General features: G+C 33.5%; 17 protein-coding genes and 1 other annotated feature (1 of these 18 running past the window's edge). Of the genes, 15 read left to right on the forward strand and 2 right to left on the reverse strand.

Annotated features, from left to right (window positions below):
* Positions 1 to 32: a binding site (T-box leader), on the reverse strand (it extends 169 nt beyond the left edge of the window).
* Between the two features lie 163 nt (positions 33 to 195).
* The gene (locus C8E03_RS06005; RefSeq protein WP_094379602.1) at positions 196 to 1,935 is read right to left on the reverse strand and encodes an Rqc2 family fibronectin-binding protein; all 1,740 of its coding nucleotides are present in this window, start codon (positions 1,933 to 1,935) and stop codon (positions 196 to 198) included.
* A gap of 71 nt (positions 1,936 to 2,006) precedes the next feature.
* On the reverse strand, positions 2,007 to 2,189 hold the full coding sequence (locus C8E03_RS06010; RefSeq protein WP_094379600.1) for a hypothetical protein: 183 nt from the start codon (positions 2,187 to 2,189) through the stop codon (positions 2,007 to 2,009).
* A 651-nt stretch (positions 2,190 to 2,840) separates the two neighbouring features.
* Between C8E03_RS06010 and C8E03_RS06015 the strand changes: the two genes are divergently transcribed.
* The 15 genes from C8E03_RS06015 to dnaG all read left to right on the forward strand — a co-directional run bounded on the left by C8E03_RS06015 (position 2,841) and on the right by dnaG (position 19,292).
* Entirely contained in the window at positions 2,841 to 3,230 is a 390-nt protein-coding gene (locus C8E03_RS06015; RefSeq protein WP_094379598.1) for an Asp23/Gls24 family envelope stress response protein, read from the forward strand.
* A gap of 81 nt (positions 3,231 to 3,311) precedes the next feature.
* A complete protein-coding gene (gene nusB / locus C8E03_RS06020; protein ID WP_094379596.1) occupies positions 3,312 to 3,713 on the forward strand; it encodes a transcription antitermination factor NusB in 402 nt (133 codons plus the stop codon).
* 9 nt (positions 3,714 to 3,722) lie between these two features.
* Positions 3,723 to 4,940, forward strand: coding sequence for an exodeoxyribonuclease VII large subunit (xseA, locus tag C8E03_RS06025; protein WP_094379594.1), 1,218 nt, complete (start codon positions 3,723 to 3,725; stop codon positions 4,938 to 4,940).
* A 13-nt stretch (positions 4,941 to 4,953) separates the two neighbouring features.
* Positions 4,954 to 5,163, forward strand: coding sequence for an exodeoxyribonuclease VII small subunit (gene xseB, locus C8E03_RS06030; protein WP_110290547.1), 210 nt, complete (start codon positions 4,954 to 4,956; stop codon positions 5,161 to 5,163).
* Positions 5,153 to 6,040: a polyprenyl synthetase family protein gene (locus C8E03_RS06035; RefSeq protein WP_094379590.1), complete on the forward strand. Its 888-nt coding sequence runs from the start codon at positions 5,153 to 5,155 to the stop codon at positions 6,038 to 6,040. The genes xseB and C8E03_RS06035 overlap by 11 nt, the downstream gene beginning before the upstream one ends.
* Positions 6,041 to 6,053: 13 nt before the next feature.
* Positions 6,054 to 7,919: a 1-deoxy-D-xylulose-5-phosphate synthase gene (gene dxs / locus C8E03_RS06040; RefSeq protein WP_110290548.1), complete on the forward strand. Its 1,866-nt coding sequence runs from the start codon at positions 6,054 to 6,056 to the stop codon at positions 7,917 to 7,919.
* A gap of 37 nt (positions 7,920 to 7,956) precedes the next feature.
* A complete protein-coding gene (locus tag C8E03_RS06045; protein WP_094379586.1) occupies positions 7,957 to 8,760 on the forward strand; it encodes a TlyA family RNA methyltransferase in 804 nt (267 codons plus the stop codon).
* 11 nt (positions 8,761 to 8,771) lie between these two features.
* Positions 8,772 to 9,638 (forward strand): NAD(+)/NADH kinase, encoded by an 867-nt coding sequence (locus C8E03_RS06050; protein ID WP_094379584.1) that lies wholly within the window; start codon positions 8,772 to 8,774, stop codon positions 9,636 to 9,638.
* A gap of 10 nt (positions 9,639 to 9,648) precedes the next feature.
* Positions 9,649 to 10,101: an arginine repressor gene (argR, locus tag C8E03_RS06055; protein WP_094379582.1), complete on the forward strand. Its 453-nt coding sequence runs from the start codon at positions 9,649 to 9,651 to the stop codon at positions 10,099 to 10,101.
* 62 nt (positions 10,102 to 10,163) lie between these two features.
* A complete protein-coding gene (gene recN, locus C8E03_RS06060) occupies positions 10,164 to 11,849 on the forward strand; it encodes a DNA repair protein RecN (protein WP_094379580.1) in 1,686 nt (561 codons plus the stop codon).
* 127 nt (positions 11,850 to 11,976) lie between these two features.
* Positions 11,977 to 13,263, forward strand: a complete 1,287-nt coding sequence (spoIVB, locus tag C8E03_RS06065) for a SpoIVB peptidase (protein WP_110290549.1) — start codon at positions 11,977 to 11,979, stop codon at positions 13,261 to 13,263.
* A 281-nt stretch (positions 13,264 to 13,544) separates the two neighbouring features.
* A complete protein-coding gene (gene spo0A / locus C8E03_RS06070) occupies positions 13,545 to 14,357 on the forward strand; it encodes a sporulation transcription factor Spo0A (RefSeq protein WP_094379577.1) in 813 nt (270 codons plus the stop codon).
* 148 nt (positions 14,358 to 14,505) lie between these two features.
* Complete coding sequence (gene glgA / locus C8E03_RS06075) at positions 14,506 to 15,951, forward strand: glycogen synthase GlgA (RefSeq protein ID WP_094379575.1); 1,446 nt, start codon at positions 14,506 to 14,508, stop codon at positions 15,949 to 15,951.
* A gap of 522 nt (positions 15,952 to 16,473) precedes the next feature.
* Positions 16,474 to 17,484 carry a deoxyguanosinetriphosphate triphosphohydrolase gene (locus C8E03_RS06080; RefSeq protein ID WP_094379573.1) on the forward strand — a complete coding sequence of 337 codons (1,011 nt, stop codon included), beginning with the start codon at positions 16,474 to 16,476 and terminating at the stop codon, positions 17,482 to 17,484.
* 29 nt (positions 17,485 to 17,513) lie between these two features.
* On the forward strand, positions 17,514 to 19,292 hold the full coding sequence (gene dnaG / locus C8E03_RS06085; RefSeq protein WP_110290550.1) for a DNA primase: 1,779 nt from the start codon (positions 17,514 to 17,516) through the stop codon (positions 19,290 to 19,292).
* Positions 19,293 to 19,301: the final 9 nt, after the last annotated feature.

A 19,301-nucleotide genomic window follows, 5' to 3' on the forward strand; every position in this document is an offset into this window, starting at 1 on the left:
AGACATTTTACTCGTCTCATCAACGTGTTTATCATTTACATAATGATTTCACTTTCTGCTATTGAAATCATTTATCAGACACTAAAGTATGTTTACAGTCTGTATTAAACAATTATAGCATTCTACGATAGTTTGTCAATTGTAATTTTATTAGCTGATTAAAAATTCTTAAGTTCATAATAGTATAGTAATCTCTTAATCACTTATTAGCTCAATCCCGCTGATATCTGAGTCAATTATAAGAGAATAGTTAGTATAGTATACGACAAAACCGGGCTTTGCGCCACTTGGTTTTTTAACATGCTTCTTTTCGATATAATCAATTTCAACCTTATCAGAGTCACGACCTTTAGAATAATAGGCAGCAAGGCGGCCAGCTTCCTCAAATGCGCGGTCAGGCACTTGTTCTGAATTTGATTTTAAAATAACATGAGAGCCGGGAATACCCTTGGCATGAAACCACCAATCATTTCCAGTGGCGAGTTTAAAGGTCAGTTCTTCATTTTGAAAATTATTTTTTCCTACATAGATATGATACCCATCACTTGAAATATAATGAAATGGTTTACTTTTAATTTTTACTTTTTTACTCATACCCTTTCGCTTGACGTAGCCATAATCCATTAGCTCTTCTTTTAATTGAACCAAATCATCTTCGGATAAAGCAATATCCAAAGCGGTACTGATTGATTCCAAATGATCAATTTCATCTTTTGTTTCCTTGGTAAGGGTACTAAGTGCTTCAAAGGTACGTTTTAATTTACTGTATTTATCAAAATACTTCTTGGCGTTCTCCGTTGACGTCATTTGAGTGTCCAGAGGAATCTTAATGTATTCGTTTGTGTAATAATTGAGTGCCTCTAATTCCTTTGCTCCTTCCTCAAGGCTATAGCCATAGGTATTAAGAAGCTCACCATATACTTTGTATTTGTCTCTCTTTTCGGTATCCTTAAGTTGCTTTAATTGCAAATCATACTTTTTCACACTTCGTTCTAGGGCAGTTTGAACTACATGACGCAAATCATAGGATTTTTGTCGTATTCGTGTCAGAGTATTCTTTGATGCATAATAGGTTTCTAGTACATTGCTGATTGCAGGATAGCTGAGCATTTTAATATCCTCATAGTGAGTTAGCTTTATACTTGCAAATTCGATAGGTTCCTTTCCTCTAAAAACAATATTGGGATAGAATATATTGTTTTTAATATCCTGCATGATATTAGAAAAAATAGTATATAAATGTAATTGCTCATTCTCTGTCAGTTCATTTGCAGGTTTACACGAATCAATGGAGGCTCTGAAACAAATTTCTTCGGCTGCCACAGGACTGATCCCTGTAAAGCTTAAATAGACTGCCTTTGCAAGTGGCTGTGGCTGATGAAAAAGAATTTGATTAAATTCTTCTTGATCAACAGATAAAGGTTCAGATTTATTCTGTGTTTTGGGTATAAAATAATCTCTTCCGGGCAATACCTCACGAACCGAACTCATATTAGCAGAAACATGCTTAATACTATCAATGATAGTATTGTCATCATTACAGAAAATAATATTACTATGTTTTCCCATAATTTCTACAATCAGATATTTTTTACATAAGTCCCCTAATTCATTTAAGTGTTCAACCTCAAAATTTATAATGCGCTCCAGACCGGGTTGAGTAACACAGGTAATTCGGCCATTGCTTAAGTGTTTTCTTAGCAGCATACAAAAATTTGGAGCCGTTAAAGGACTTGGTTTGTTGTTTTCTGTCAAATAAATGAGTGGCAGGCTGGCACTGGCTGAAATCAGCATACGGTACTGGCCGGTATTCGCTTTTATTGTAAGCAGCAGTTCATCTGATTCAGGCTGTGCTATTTTATATATTCTGCCGTTTGTCAGTTTATCCTTTAACTCACAAACAAGATTAGCGATTGCAATTCCATCAAATGCCATAATTTGTTCTCCTCTTAATTCATAATAGTTTTAAGTATAATATGATTAGTAGTAGAAGACAATAGTTCTTACTAATCTTCATTATTTATTTTGTGCTTTATTTTGAACAGTTCTATTATTTTTAAACTCTTTTTAGTAGGTGGTTCACAATTATAAAGCTTTTCATCCTTAGCCCATTTTGGCAAAGAAGATAATTCGTTGCAAGAATATTTTTCGCTTATTGTGTCAAATAATTGTTGGTTAATCAAGTTCATACATTACCTCCGATACATAGGTGAACTGTATAAATTGAATCGATAATAAATATTCTTTGCATCAAAACAATAAGAGATGTCAACATGAGCTTTTATTGTCTGCTGAACTTGAGGAAAAGAATAATTCGAAGAAGTGATACCATGGATTTTCAAACACAAGGATTGCTTAGTTACATATTTATATTATGTCATAATAAGCATAAGAAAAGCCGTGGCAATCACTACCACGGCATAATAAGTTTATATTGGACGATATTAACTATATATGCATTATCGAGGTAATTTTATACCAATAATTCACGCTGTATAAATTTAAAGTTACATTGGCTGTTTCTGTTGCTTTGCTCATCATAATTTTACCTCACTTTCTTTTTAATATTTATTTACTAGCAGCAATCTAAATAATATTAGTTTCAGTTGATTATTATAGTACCAAATTATGTTAAAAGCAATACTATATTTGAAATATTGTAAAAATTTTAATTATTTTAGAAAGACAATTCAATATACTTAAGAAAAACATAAATTAGCATTAGTTTTAGTTTGCAAAAGTATGCAAAATTGTTTATAATGTAACTTATCAATAGTGAATTCATGACAGCAAAAGTTATTTTGTCGTTATAATAAATGTTTTATTAGGAGGCTGTAATTATGCAAAAGGAAGATAACAGTAGAAATACTCATATGATACATGCAGACAGTAACATTGGTGAAGTACAGATTGCAGACGAAGTAGTGGCAATTATTGCGGGACTTGCGGCAACTGAAATAGAAGGAGTAGCTTCTATGGCAGGAAATATTACGAATGAATTGATTAGTAAGCTAGGTATGAAAAATCTTTCTAAAGGAGTAAGAGTAGAAGTTTTTGAGAATAATGTTAATGTTGAACTGGCGCTAAATTTAGATTATGGATATAGTATACCAAAGACATCAGAATTGGTACAGGAAAGAGTTAAGACTGCTATTGAGAATATGACAGGGCTTAATGTGTCTGAGGTTAATATCAGAATAGCCGGAGTCAATATGGAAAAAACAAGATAAATCTTTTTATTGTCTAATATGATAGAGGATGTCTGAAGATAGACATCCTCTTTTAGAGTTTAAGGAAGGCATGGTGTAAAAGTGAAAAGACGAGAATTACGTGAGCAAATTTTTCAATTGCTGTTTAGAATAGAGTTTCATGAGGAGGCAGAAATGTCAAATCAGATGAAATTATTCTTTGAAGATATAGAAAAGGTGGTTATTGGAGAAACGGATAAAGCATATATCGGAGACAAATTTTTAAATATTTGTACAAAGCTTCCCGAAATTGATTCAATTATTAATCAAATTGCAGAAGGCTGGAAGACCAATCGAATGAGTAAAGTGGATTTAACAATCATTCGTTTAGCTGTCTATGAGATGAAATTTGATGATGAAGTACCGGTAAATGTAGCAATTAATGAGGCAGTTGAGCTTGCAAAGAAATTTGGCGGAGATGATTCGTCCGCATTTGTAAATGGAATTTTAGCAAAGCTTGCTTAGGAGATTTTTATGCAGAATGTATATAGTGTGGGACAGGTAAATTCATATATTAAGAATATGTTTACACAAGATTATGCTTTAAATAAGATATATATTAAGGGAGAAGTGTCAAACTGCAAGTATCATACAACGGGACATATCTATTTCACCTTAAAAGATGCGACAGGAACTCTGGCATGTGTTATGTTTGCAACAGCCAGAAAAGGTTTGGCATTTCAAATGAAAGAAGGGCAAAGAGTCATCGCCCTTGGAAGTGTAAATGTGTACGAACGAGATGGAAAATACCAATTATATGCAAAAGAAATTATCTTAGATGGTGCAGGACTCTTATATCAAAAATTTGAAGATTTGAAAAAAGAATTAGAAGAAATGGGCATGTTTGCCAATGAATATAAGCAGCCTATTAAAAGATTTGTAAGCCGCATTGGTATTGTAACAGCGCCAACAGGGGCTGCAATCAGAGATATAATTCATATTTCTTTGAGACGAAATCCCTATGTTCAGCTTATACTGTATCCAGCCTTAGTGCAGGGAGAAAGTGCGCCGGCCAGTATAGTAAAGGGGATTGAGGTGCTTGATAAGGCTAAAGTGGACGTCATTATTGTCGGTCGCGGAGGCGGCTCAATCGAGGATTTATGGGCCTTTAATGAAGAGATAGTTGCCAGAGCCATTTTCGATTGCAATACCCCCATTATATCAGCTGTCGGACACGAAACGGATATAACAATTGCTGATTATGTAGCTGATTTACGAGCACCGACACCATCAGCGGCAGCGGAACTTGCAGTTTATGAATACAATGCATTGGTGGAACAGTTGTTGTATTATAAACATAATTTCGACACTGCGTTTAAGGGAATAATTACGGATAAGAGGAATCAACTTGATAGAATGAGACTTAAGCTACAATTATTAAGTCCAAGCAATCAGATTCGGGAAAAGCGTCAAATATCAATGGATGCGGAAAATCGATTAAGCTTGGCAATGAAGCAGATTATTTCCTTAAAACGTCATCAACTTGAAATTTATATGGAGAAAATGAGTGGTTTATCACCGATCAATAAGCTAAATCAAGGCTATGCTTATGTTGCGGACGATAATGGGAATACTGTTAATGATATTGAAAAAATAAACCAAGGTGATTTATTGACAATTCAAATATCAAATGGAGAAATTAAGACTCAGGTACAAGAAACGAGAAAGGAAAATCGATTCATTAAGCAGTAAAGGAGAAGTTGTAATGGCAAAGAAAAATGTTACAATTGAGGAAGCTTTTCAAGATTTGGACAATATATTGGAAAAACTGGAAGACAGAGATATTATTCTGGAGGATTCGTTTAAGCTGTATCATAAAGGTATGGAGTTGTTAAAATACTGCAATGATAAAATAGATACAGTAGAAAAGCAAATAATGCAAATCGATGACAATGGTGAATTGAATGAATTTTAAAGAGGAATTAATAAATCATGTTGATGAGATTGAAGCAATTATAAAACAATATTTACCTCACGAAGCAGGTTTTCAAAAGACAGTATTAGGGGCAATGAACTACAGCATATTGGCAGGTGGAAAGCGCATTCGCCCAATGCTGATGCAGGAAACCTATAGGTTGTTTGGGGGGAAAGAGGATGTCATTAAACCATTTATGGCGGCAATTGAGATGATACACACTTATTCCTTAGTGCATGATGATTTGCCTGCAATGGATAATGACGAGTATCGGCGAGGCAGAAAGACTACACATGCCATATACGGTGAGGCAATGGGAATTTTAGCAGGAGATGGCTTACTGAATTTAGCATTTGAAACAGCAGCAAGAGCTTTTGATATTAGTATAGAATATGAGAGAATTGCCAGAGCACTCAGATTATTATCTGTAAAAGCAGGAGCTTTTGGTATGATTGGCGGGCAAAGTGTAGATATAGAAAATGATGGAAAGCAAATAGAAAGGGATACTCTTGACTTTATTTATCGGCTTAAGACAGGAGCTTTGATAGAGGCCTCGATGATGATTGGCGCTGTGTTAGCAGGAGCTAGCCAAGAGGATATTGGCAAGGTAGAAAAAATTGCAGAAAATGTAGGACTGGCCTTTCAGATTCAGGACGATATATTGGATGTAACAAGCACTCTGGAAGTACTTGGAAAACCAATTCATAGTGACGAAAAGAATCATAAAATAACTTATGTCACAATCGAAGGACTTGATAAGGCAAAAGAAGATGTTGAAAAAATTACAAATAATGCACGAGATCTTTTAAATGGTTTAAACTTTGAGAATATGTTTTTAGATAAACTGATTGAAATGCTTATAACCAGAGAAAAATAGAGGATAATGTTGTATGATTTTAGAAAAAATAAATCATGTAAATGATATAAAAAAATTAACATCAGTTGAGTTGGAGCTATTGGCTGAGGAAATAAGAGAATTTTTAATTCATAAGATAAGCATTACTGGTGGTCATTTGGCATCAAATCTTGGAGTAGTAGAATTAACAATGGCTCTCCATTTGGCTTTTAATCTTCCAAAGGATAAATTGGTATGGGATGTCGGACATCAATCCTATACACATAAAATTTTGACAGGAAGAAAAGCCGGATTTGATGAATTAAGAAAGTATGGTGGATTAAGTGGATTCCCTAAGAGAACAGAGAGCGCATGTGACTGCTTTGATACAGGACATAGCTCTACCTCAATTTCAGCGGGTCTTGGTTTGGTTCAGGCCAGCCAAATCCTTGAGAAAGATAACTACGTAGTATCCATTATCGGAGATGGAGCATTAACTGGTGGTATGGCATATGAAGCTCTTAATAATGCTGCCCGCCTGAATCGAAATTTTATTATTGTATTAAATGATAATAATATGTCTATATCTGAAAATGTAGGTGCAATATCGCAATATTTGAATAATATAAGAACGGCGGATGCTTATACAGATTTAAAAACTGGTGTATATGATACGCTGTCCAAAATTCCAATTTATGGAGAAAAGGTAGTAGGTCAGATACGAAAAACTAAGAACGGAATTAAGCAGCTTGTGATTCCCGGAATGCTTTTTGAAAATATGGGGATTACTTATCTAGGACCGGTTGATGGGCATAATATAGAAAAGATGGTTAAAGCTCTTGGCGAGGCAAAAAAGCTCAATCAAGCAGTAATTGTCCATATAAAGACTAACAAGGGGCAGGGATATTCTCCGGCAGAAAGACATCCGGCTAGATTTCATGGAGCGGAACCGTTTGAAATTGAGACAGGGCTGCCAACCTGTAAAAGGGCAAAGGCAAATTACTCTGATATATTTTCTACGGTAATGAGAAAATTAGGAGATAGGGATAAAAAGGTGGTTGCAATTACAGCGGCAATGCCGGATGGAACAGGGCTGAAACGTTTTAAAAATATGTTTCCAGAGCGGTTTTTCGACGTAGGAATTGCAGAAGAGCATGCAGTTACTTTTGCAGCCGGATTGGCAGCGGAAGGATTAAAGCCTATTTTCGCGGTATATTCATCATTCCTACAAAGAGCATATGACCAGATATTACACGACGTATGTATCCAAAATCTACATGTTATATTTGCAATTGACCGCTCCGGTTTGGTGGGAAGTGATGGAGAAACACATCAGGGACTGTTTGATATATCCTATTTATCCAGTATACCAAATATGAATATCATAGCGCCCAAAAATAAATGGGAGTTATCAGATATGCTAAAATTTGCTGTGGACTTTGACGGACCCATAGCAATTCGCTATCCAAGAGGAGAAGCCTATGATGGTTTGAGAAATTACCGTGCACCATTAGCGTATGGAAGAAGTGAAGTGATTTTTGATGAATCTGATATTGCATTGGTAGCAGTAGGAAGTATGGTAAAAACAGCGAATGAAGTGAGAGAGGATTTAAAGGAAATTAGTTACAATTGCAGTTTGGTAAATGCAAGATTTGTTAAACCGATTGATGAGGAAGCAATATTAGAGTTAGTCAAAGATCATAAGTTGATTGTTACATTAGAGGAAAATGTAAAAAATGGTGGTTTTGGAGAAAAGGTATTACAGCTTATGTCTGAGTGCGGTATACAGACCAGAGTATTAATCATTGCAATTCCTGATGAATATGTAGAACATGGCAATGTGGAGATACTAAAAAAAGAAGTTGGTATTGACAGAGAGTCTATTGTCAAGAAAATCATTGCAGCTTATGTCAATTTGTAAAAGTTTAGGAAGGCATTAATAAAGGTGATAGTTAGAAATGAAAGAACGCTTAGATGTATTATTAGTAAACAGAGGATTGGCTGCTTCCAGAGAGAAAGCTAAGGCGATTATTATGTCCGGCAATGTATTTGTAAATGGGGAAAGAGAAGATAAAGCAGGCTCAGCTTTTGATGACAAGGTTGAAATTGTTGTGAAAGGGAATACTCTTAAATATGTCAGCCGCGGCGGTCTAAAGCTTGAGAAGGCCATGAATCATTTTGGCGTTAATGTAAGTGGTAAAATATGTATGGACGTAGGTTCCTCCACAGGCGGTTTCACAGATTGTATGCTACAAAACGAAGCGATTAAAGTATATGCAGTTGACGTAGGACATGGACAACTTGACTGGAAGCTAAGACAAGATGAACGTGTTGTCTGTATGGAAAAAACAAATATTCGATATGTTACACCGGAAGATGTTGCGGATAGAATTGATTTTTCCTCCATTGATGTATCTTTTATATCCTTAACCAAGGTATTGCTTCCAGTGAAAAACCTATTGTCAGAGGAAGGGCAGATTGTCTGTCTTATTAAGCCTCAGTTTGAAGCAGGAAGAGAAAAAGTAGGAAAAAAGGGAGTAGTAAGAGAAAAAAGTGTCCATATTGAAGTAATAGATAAAGTGATTGCATATGCAGTCAGTATCGGGTTTGAGATACTAAATTTAGAGTTCTCACCGATTAAAGGTCCGGAAGGAAACATTGAATATTTATTATATCTTCAAAACCATAATAATAATCAGCTATATCATGAAATAAAAGTTGAGCCGACAACAATTGTTAATTTGGCACATGAAACTCTATAGGAGGTATCATTTTGAATAAATTTTACATAATTACAAATCACCAAAAGGATGAGGGGCTTACCTTGACAAAGTCTATTCAAGATTATTTGCTTGCACATGGGAAAGAGTGTATCATACAAGAAGAAAGCTTAAAAGAACATTCTGGTGATTATATGTTTACTGATGCAAGATTGATACCAGATGATATAGAGTGTATCATAGTATTAGGTGGGGACGGCACCTTAATCCAGGCTGCAAGGGATGTAGCTGACAAACAGATTCCGCTATTGGGAGTAAATTTAGGAACGTTAGGATATCTAACAGAAATTGAAAAAAATAATGTTATACCGGCTTTGGACAAATTGATTCGTAATGATTATGTGATTGAAGAGAGATTAATGCTGAAAGGAGAAGTATTTCATAAGAAGAAATCTACTTTCCAAAATAGATCACTAAATGATATTGTTATAAACAGAGAAGGAAAACTTCGTATTATTCACTATGATATTTATGTAAATGGAGAATATTTAGTGTCATACAGTGCAGATGGAATTATTATATCGACTCCTACCGGCTCAACAGGCTATAATTTGTCAGCAGGTGGACCGATTGTGGATCCTAAGGCAGATATCTTAACAGTGACGCCGATATGCTCTCATACACTTAACTCAAAAAGTATTGTTTTGTCTGCGAATGATAGGGTTATCGTAAAAATTGGCCCTGGAAGAAAAAAGGATATAGAGACAGTACTTGCGACATTTGATGGAGACACCAGTGTTAAAATGGAAACTGGTGATTATATAGAAATAACCAGATCAACAAAGAGCACACAGATTATTAAATTAAGTAAAATCAGCTTTTTGGAAGCATTGAGAAATAAAATGGGAGATATTAGATAGGAGTAGATATATGAAAATTGAACGACATACCAAAATTGTGGAATTAATTAGTAAATATGATATTGAAACACAAGAAGAATTGGCAGATAAGTTGAACGATTCAGGCTTTAATGTGACTCAGGCTACTGTATCAAGAGATATTAGAGAACTTAAGCTTACTAAGGTTGCAACGGATGGCAACAGACAAAAATACGTAGTTTTACAAAGTCAGGAAGGCTGGATGAGTGAAAAATTTATAAGAGTGCTTCAAGATGGCTTTATTAATATGACAAAGGCTTCTAATATTTTAGTAATTAAGACAGTTTCAGGTATGGCGATGGCGGTAGCAGCGGCGTTAGATTCAATGCAGTTCAAAGAAGTATTGGGATGCGTAGCAGGTGATGATACCATTTTTTGTGCGACAAGAAACGAAGAAGAAATATTAGTCTTAATGGATAAGCTGAGAAAAATTATAGGTAAATAAGACAAGGAATGCTTGCTTGAAAAGTGTGTGGAGAGAGACATACATACGTAAGGAGTGGAAATATGTTACTTAATTTACATGTAAAAAATTTGGCACTGATTGATGAATGCGAAGTGGATTTCGACGAAGGCCTTAATATTCTTACTGGTGAAACAGGTGCAGGAAAGTCTATTATTATAGGTTCTATTAGTCTTGCTCTGGGAGCAAAAGTATCGAAAGAAATTATAAGAGAGAATTCGGAATATGCATTAATTGAGCTTATTTTTCAACTAGATACCAAAAGGCAAAAAGAACTCATCAAAGAGCTAGGAATTGATGTTGCAGAAGATGGACAAATTATTATTTCAAGAAAGCTTATGAATGCTAGAAGCATTAGTAAAATTAACGGTGAGACAGTGACAGTGGGGACGGTAAAGGAAGCTGCTGAGATTTTGCTTGACATACATGGTCAGCATGAACATCAATCCCTATTATACAAAAAAAATCATTTATCTATTTTAGATGAATTTGCAAGGCAAAAGTTGTTGCAAGTAAAGGAAGAGGTAGCAAAGGCTTTTCATACTTATGAAAAATTGAATAAACAGCTAAAAGAATATGAATTGGATGAAGAACAAAAAGCAAGAGAAATTTCATTTGCAGAGTTTGAAGTAAATGAAATTGAAAATGCTGGATTAAAAATAGACGAAGATATAGAACTGGAAAAATTACATAAAAGAATGTCTAATTCAAAAAAAATTGTCGAAGGAGTATCCGATATCTATGCTTTGACAGGATACGACGGCATCCAATCGGCTGGAGAGTTTATTGGAAAAGCGTTGAAAGAATTATCTTCCCTTGTGGATTATGATAAAAAATTAAAAGATTTATGTGGACAACTACGTGATATTGATTCCTTGTTAAATGATTTTAATCGAGAAACCTCCGATTATATGTCAGAACTGGAATTTTCAGATGAGGAGTTCGAAGAGACTGAAAATAGGTTGGATTTGATTAATAATTTAAAAGCAAAATATGGTAAAAGCATAGAAGAAATACTACAATATAAAGAGAAACAAGAAAACAGACTTTTGCAGTTAACAGAATATGAACAATTTAAAGCAGAGCTGAAACAAGAAATACAGATTGCAGAAAATAATTTGAAAGTATGTTCTGAAAAAATGTCTCTAATCAGAAAAAAATCTGCCAAAGAATTGGCACTTAGAATAAAAGATAATCTGGTTGAACTTAATTTCTTGAATGTAGAATTTGAAATAGAGTTCATTAAGCTAAACCATTATACACAAAATGGATTTGACGAAATAGAGTTTATGATTTCAACAAATCCAGGAGAACCAATTAAGCCATTAGGAAAAATTGCATCAGGTGGGGAACTTTCGAGAATTATGCTGGCAATAAAAACCGTTTTATCAGATAAAGATGAAACAGGAACACTTATATTTGACGAAATTGATGTTGGAATCAGCGGAAGAACGGCACAAAGGGTATCAGAGAAGATGGCACTTATTGCCCAGTCTCATCAGGTATTATGCATTACGCACTTACCTCAGATTGCTGCAATGGCAGATACACATTTTATGATAGAAAAAATTGTTAATAAAAATAAAACAATAACATCCATTCGAAAATTAAACAAAAAAGAAATAATTATGGAGCTTGCAAGAATTTTAGGTGGTGCAAAGATAACAGAAACAGTTATTCAAAGTGCAAAAGAAATGAAAGAATTGGCAACTCGTACAAAAAATGCCTAGTGTTAAAATCTCATAAAAACAGATAATAAAAAAGGATATATATTAAGTATATTCTTTTTTTGTATTAATTTGTCAAATATCGTGTTGCAAGATATTTGTTAGAGAATAATTTAAGCGGAGGGCATTTATGAAGAATAGCAAATATATAGACAAAATATTATGGATGGTTATTTTTCTTTTTTTTACAGTAATTGCTGGCTTATTATATCATTCTATTAAAAAAGCATTGCCAGATGAGATAAATATTGTTGCAAATCAAGAACAGCAATTTGATTTTGGACTACCAGTGAATGGATTTATTAAAAGTGTAATAGAAGTATCAGATATGGAAAAATCAAATATTCCCTCCAATCAAGTTAAAATTAATATGCAGCAGCCATTTACACTAAAATCGGGTAGCAGCGGAAGTTTTATTATGGCATGTAAGTTATTTGGATTAATTAATTTGAAGAATATCAAAATTGATATAGTAGAAAAGCAATATGTGATACCGTGTGGGGAACCTATCGGAATTTATATTCAGACGGATGGTGTTTTAATCATAGGTACAAGTGTAGTAAGTGCAATAGACGGATTGAATTATGAACCATCTTATAAGCTGGTGAAATCGGGAGATTATATTGTTGGAGTAAATGGCATTTCAGTTAATAATAAAAGCCAACTTATTGATTTGATTAATGAATATGGAACAGAGGATATTGTCTTAAATATTCGGAGGAATGGAGAAATGATTGGTATTAAAATTGCTCCAGTACAGACTACTTTAAACGAATATAAGCTGGGTATATGGGTAAGAGACAATACACAAGGAATAGGAACTTTAACTTTTATTAATGAAGATGGAAAATTTGGAGCTTTAGGTCACGGAATTAATGATGTGGATACCAGTACATTAATGGAGTTGAAATCAGGAAACTTGTATCAAACCAATATTGTTTCAATTATAAAAGGCGAAAAAGGAATCCCGGGGGAATTGACTGGTACCATAGACTATAATAAAACCAATATTTTAGGTGACATTACAAGTAATACAACGGAAGGCATTTTTGGGGTTTCAAGCAAATTATTACAAAAATTTACTAAGAACAGTAGTATGGAGGTAGGCTTAAAGCAGGATATCAAGGTAGGCCCGGCATATATCAGATGTGATGTTGAGGGAGAGGTTAAAGATTATGATGTTGAAATTATTGAAGTAAATTCAGGAGAAAATAATGTAAATAAAGGAATTGTACTAAAAGTTACAGATGAGAATCTTCTAAAAATTACAGGTGGTATAGTGCAGGGAATGAGTGGAAGTCCTATTATTCAAAATAATAAAATAATTGGTGCTGTAACTCATGTTTTTATTCAGGATTCGACAAAAGGATTTGGCATATTTATTGAAAATATGATAGAGTCAGACAATGTCGAATAAAGTCGAAAAAATTATATGTTATTATTTCTTGAATTAGCGTATAATAAGTTTATACTATAAAAATAGATAGAACGAAAATGCTAAATATATCGGTTGTATTATATGTAAAGTGTTGCTTGAGCGCAAAATCAGGTGTCGAAAAGTGCGACAAATATGAGTTGCTAAACAAAATTAATATTTATATAATACAATTAGTTTTTTATAAAAAAATGAAGAATGGCGCCAAGTAATTTTTCGAAAAAAGAACTATAAGGGAAACAAATATCTAAGGAGGAGTTATAATGGGTAAGTTAAATGTTGCTATTGCTGATGATAATTCGAGAGTTGTAGATTTACTTGATGAAATAATAAGTAATGATGCAGAATTAGAAGTAGTTGGAAAGGCTAGAAATGGTGAAGAAGCATACAATATCATTAAGGAGAAAGAACCAGATGTAGTTTTACTGGATATTATAATGCCTAAAATGGATGGGTTAAGCCTTATGGACAAAGTGAATCGAGATACTACCATGAAGAAGCATCCTGCATTTATTGTTATTACAGCAGTTGGTCAAGAAGGAATAACAGAAGATGCGTTTAACTTGGGGGCTAATTATTATATTATGAAACCTTTTGATAATACAATGGTTTTAAACCGTATTAAAAATGTCAAGAGAAATACAACGAAACATGTGCAGGAAGTAAGAAAAGTGAATGCATATGAAAATAAAAGGGAATATGTTTCAAGAAATTTGGAGTCTGACGTCACAAATATTATACATGAAATTGGAGTTCCTGCTCATATAAAAGGTTATCAGTATTTAAGAGATGCGATTATTATGTCGGTAAATGATATGGAAATGCTTAATTCAATTACTAAAATATTATATCCAACAATTGCCAAAATGCATCAAACAACACCAAGCAGAGTAGAACGTGCAATTAGACATGCAATTGAAGTGGCTTGGAGTCGTGGGAAAATGGATACCATTGATGCATTATTTGGTTACACAGTTAATACGGGCAAAGGAAAACCAACTAATTCAGAGTTCGTAGCTTTAATAGCAGATAAAATAAGATTAGAGTATAAAGTAAACGATAGCCTTGTTAATTAATGGGATTTAAAATACCTTAATACTTTAATTACTCCTTGTTTTGAGGTATAATATGTCTATTAAGTATCAAATCCTACAGGGGTGTTCATGAAAGTTTATTGCTTGGGGATTTAACTTCAATAGGAAAACAAGGCTTGGAGGTATTAGTATGAAGAATATTTTATTTGTTGCTTCAGAGGCAGTTCCTTTTATTAAAACAGGGGGATTGGCAGATGTAGTAGGTTCTTTGCCAAAATATTTTAATAAAAAAGAATTCGATGTAAGAGTAATGATACCCAAATACTTATGTATATCAGACAAGTTTAAAAGCCAGTTAAAATACATAACACATTTTTACATGGATTTGGCATGGAGAAATCAGTATGTTGGAATACTGGAGACGAAATATGAGGGTATTAAGATTTATTTTATTGATAATGAATATTATCTGACAGGCGATAAACCGTATGGTGAGATGTTTACTGATATTGAAAAATTTACTTTTTTTTCAAAAGCAGCATTATCTGCCTTACCATTAATCGGATTTAAGCCTGATATCATTCATTGCCATGATTGGCAGACAGGTCTTGTTCCAGTCTATTTAAAAGACAGGTTTTATCAAAGTGAATTTTTCTCAGGCATAAAAACGATTATGACCATACACAATTTAAAATTTCAAGGAATATGGGATTTAAAGACAACAAGAGATATAACAGGATTGTCTATGTATTATTTTGCACCTGACAAGCTTGAGGCTTACGGAGATGCCAACCTTTTAAAGGGGGGCTTAGTATATGCTGACGCTATTACTACAGTAAGTCATACTTATGCGAATGAGATTAAAACAAGCTTTTATGGAGAACATTTAGATGGACTTATGAATGCTAGATCCAATGTACTTACCGGTATTGTAAATGGTATTGATTACCATGAATATAATCCGGAAACAGACAGTTTAATTAGTAAAAATTATAACCTCAAGAATTTTAGAAAAGAAAAGGTTAAAAACAAAATTGCCTTGCAAGAAGAGCTAGGTTTGGAAGTAAATCCTAAGAAATTTATGCTTGGCATTGTCTCTAGACTTACAGATCAAAAAGGGTTTGATTTGATAGCGTATGTTATGGATGAACTATGTTCTTTGGATGTACAATTGGTAGTACTTGGAACAGGTGATGAAAAATATGAAAATATGTTTCGCCACTTTGATTGGAAATATCATAATAAAGTATCTGCTAATATCTTTTATTCAGAAGAAATGTCACATAAGATATATGCGTCATGCGATGCGTTTTTGATGCCGTCGTTATTTGAACCTTGCGGTTTGAGCCAGCTAATGAGTCTTAGATATGGTACTGTACCGATTGTCAGGGAAACAGGAGGCTTAAAGGATACAGTTGAGGCTTATAATGAGTATGAGGGTACAGGAACTGGGTTTAGCTTTACAAATTATAATGCGCACGAAATGCTTCATACAATCCAATATGCGATGCATATATTTTACAATAGAAAACGCGAGTGGAATAAAGTGATTGACAGAGGTATGGCAAAAGATTTTTCATGGAAAGCATCAGCAAAAGAATATGAGAAATTGTATCATAATTTGACTTTAAACTAATTTATAATAATATCAATAAATGAATATAATTGTCTTAGAATAGGCAATAAAAGAAAATGCAGCTAGTATATAAGATATTAGTTGCATTTTCTTTTGATTTTAAAAATAATATTTCAAAATTAATGGGAAAGTTGACACATTGACGGATTGATGCACTTAAATTATAATAAGAGGAATGTTTTACAAATATAAGATATAATTAGAGATAGAATTGAGAGGTTAAATTCAGTAAATGGATTATATAGATATAAATGGAAAGCCATTTAATATTAAAAAGAAAGTAAATCAACATATAAATAAACTTAAAAATTCAAGTCAGGATATAAGTCCCAATTTTAAAAAGTTAAATAGTAGTACAAAACCAATCAAATAATATATATAAATTATTTTTGTTAGACAAGAAAGGATTTTGCAATTCTTTGTAGAATATATATAATAAGAGTATTAATTTTGTATAATAGAGCTTTATTTATTCGGTACACAGTGAAATAAGTTTTTATATAGAAAGATAGGTGAAGTATCATGTCAATCAGGGAAAGCTTAGAAGAATGGGAGTCTGATTATTTAAGTGAATTCGCAGCACTAAGCAAAAACTCAAGAGGAAGAGATGTGGACGAGCCTCAGTGTGATATAAGACCAGTATATCAAAGAGATCGAGACAGAATATTACATTGCAAGTCCTTTCGGCGGCTGAAACAGAAAACTCAGGTTTTTTTATCACCAGAGGGAGATCATTACAGAACAAGGCTTACACATACTTTAGAGGTAGCGCAAACGGGGAGAACCATTGCCAAAGCACTTCGGTTAAATGAGGATTTGGTTGAAGCAATAGCTCTTGGGCATGATCTTGGACATACTCCATTTGGACATGCAGGGGAAAGTGCTCTTAACAGTGTTTGTAGTCAGGGATTTAGGCATTACGAACAAAGCATAAGAGTCGTTGAGATACTGGAAAAAGGGGGAGAGGGGTTAAACCTGACAAAGGAAGTAAGAGATGGAATTCTCAACCATCCAACACATGGAAAACCCTCTACTCTCGAAGGTAAAATAGTTAGACTTTCAGATAAAATAGCCTATATAAATCATGATATTGATGATGCTATTCGAGGGCATATATTAGTAGAAGAAGATATACCAAAGAAATATAGAAAAATATTAGGTTCCTCTTCTAAAGACCGTTTAAATACAATTATACATGATATTGTAAGAAACAGCTATGCAAAGCCGGATATTACTATGTCTTTTGAAGTAGAAAAAGCGATGAAAGAATTAAGAGAATTTATGTTTGAAAATGTATATCGTAATCCGAAAGCCAAAAGTGAGGAAATAAAGGCAAAGAGTATGTTAATTGAATTGTTTGGTTATTATATGAAGCATACTCAGGATATGTCAAAGGAATATAGAGATATGATAGAGATTAAAAATGAAAATGTAGAGCGGGTAGTATGTGATTATATTGCCGGAATGACTGATCAATATGCAATGTCAAGATTTGCTCAGTATTTTATGCCTAATTCATGGAAAATATATTAAGTTTTATATAGGTTATCGGAGGAGCAGATATGTTTTACCCAGAGGATATAGTAGAAGAAGTGAGAATGAAAAATGATATCGTAGATGTGATATCTAACTATGTAAAGCTTCAAAGAAAAGGAAGTTCCTATTTTGGCTTGTGCCCGTTTCATAATGAAAAATCTCCTTCATTTTCCGTTTCACAAAGTAAACAAATGTATTATTGTTTTGGCTGCGGTGCCGGAGGAAATGTTTTTACCTTTGTAATGGAGTACGAAAATTATACTTTTCAAGAAGCAATTAAATATTTAGCGGACAGAGTAGGGGTAGAATTACCTGAAATAGAATATTCAGCCGAAGCTAGGAAACAGGCGGACTTAAAGACAACTATATTAGAAATTAATAAGCAGGCAGCCAATTATTTTTATTATCAGTTAAAAAGTGAGATTGGTAAAGCAGCTTATGGTTATTTAACAACTAGAGAATTAAGTGATGAAACGATTAAAAAATTCGGACTTGGCTATTCTAGTAAATATAGTAATGAATTATACCAGTTTCTTAAGGATAAAGGCTATTCGGATGAAATATTAAAACAAACTGGATTGTTTAATATAGATGAGAAAAAGGGAGTGTACGATAAGTTCTGGAATAGAGTTATTTTTCCGATTATGGATGTGAATAACAAAGTAATAGGATTTGGTGGCAGAGTTATGGGAGAAGGAAGTCCGAAATACTTAAATTCTCCAGAAACAAAGGTTTTTGACAAAAGCAGAAATTTATATGGATTAAATTTTGCAAGAACATCTAGAAAAAATTATTTATTATTATGTGAAGGATATATGGATGTGATTGCGTTACATCAGGCAGGATTTGTCAATGCGGTCGCATCGCTTGGAACGTCGCTAACGGAGGGACATGCCAATTTAATGAAGCGCTATACAGAACAGGTGTATATTACGTATGATAGCGATGGTGCAGGTATTAAGGCGGCACAAAGAGCAATTCCGATTCTGAAAGATGTTGGTATGAGCGTAAAAATAATAGATATGAAGCCGTATAAAGATCCTGATGAATTTATTAAAAACCTTGGAGCTACTGCTTATGAAGAACGTATTTTAAATGCAACGAGTAGCTTTATGTTTGAATTAGAAGTAATGGAATATGGATATGATATGAAAGATCCAGAGAGTAAAAGTAAATTTTTTCAAGAGGTAGCAAAAAAGGTATTGGAATTTGAAGATGATTTAACAAGAGACAATTATATTGGAGCAGTAGCAGAAAAATATCATACAGGATATGAAAATTTAAGACAGTTAGTCAATCGCGTAGGTATCAAGTTAGGAGGAATGCCCGTAAGGGACAAGGAAAAGATAAACTTTCATAATGCTAAGCCAAAGGATGACGCAGTGCTTAAGTCACAAAGAATTTTAATCACATATTTAATTGAGGAGGAAGGCCTATATGATAAAATTAAGCAATATATTACTCCTGATGATTTTACAGAAAGCTTATATAATATGGTAGCCTGTATACTATTTGAGCAGCTTGAAAAAAATGAGGTCAATCCTGCTAAGATTATTAATCATTTTACAGACGAAGAAGAACACAAATTGGTTGCTGCATTGTTTAACACAAAGCCAAAATTTGTAGAATCGAAAAGTGATAAAGAAAAGGCTTTACATGAAACTATTGTAAGGGTTAAAGAAAATAGTCTGATTTATAAAAGCTCTAATTTAAACTCCAAGGACTTCGTTATGGAGATGCAAAGATTGACAGAGGGAAAGAAAATGATAGAGAAGCTAAGAACATTGCATATATCTTTGGATTAGGGTTAGAAT

This window comes from Lachnotalea glycerini (assembly GCF_003201285.1).
GTDB classification, from domain to species: domain Bacteria; phylum Bacillota; class Clostridia; order Lachnospirales; family Lachnospiraceae; genus Lachnotalea; species Lachnotalea glycerini.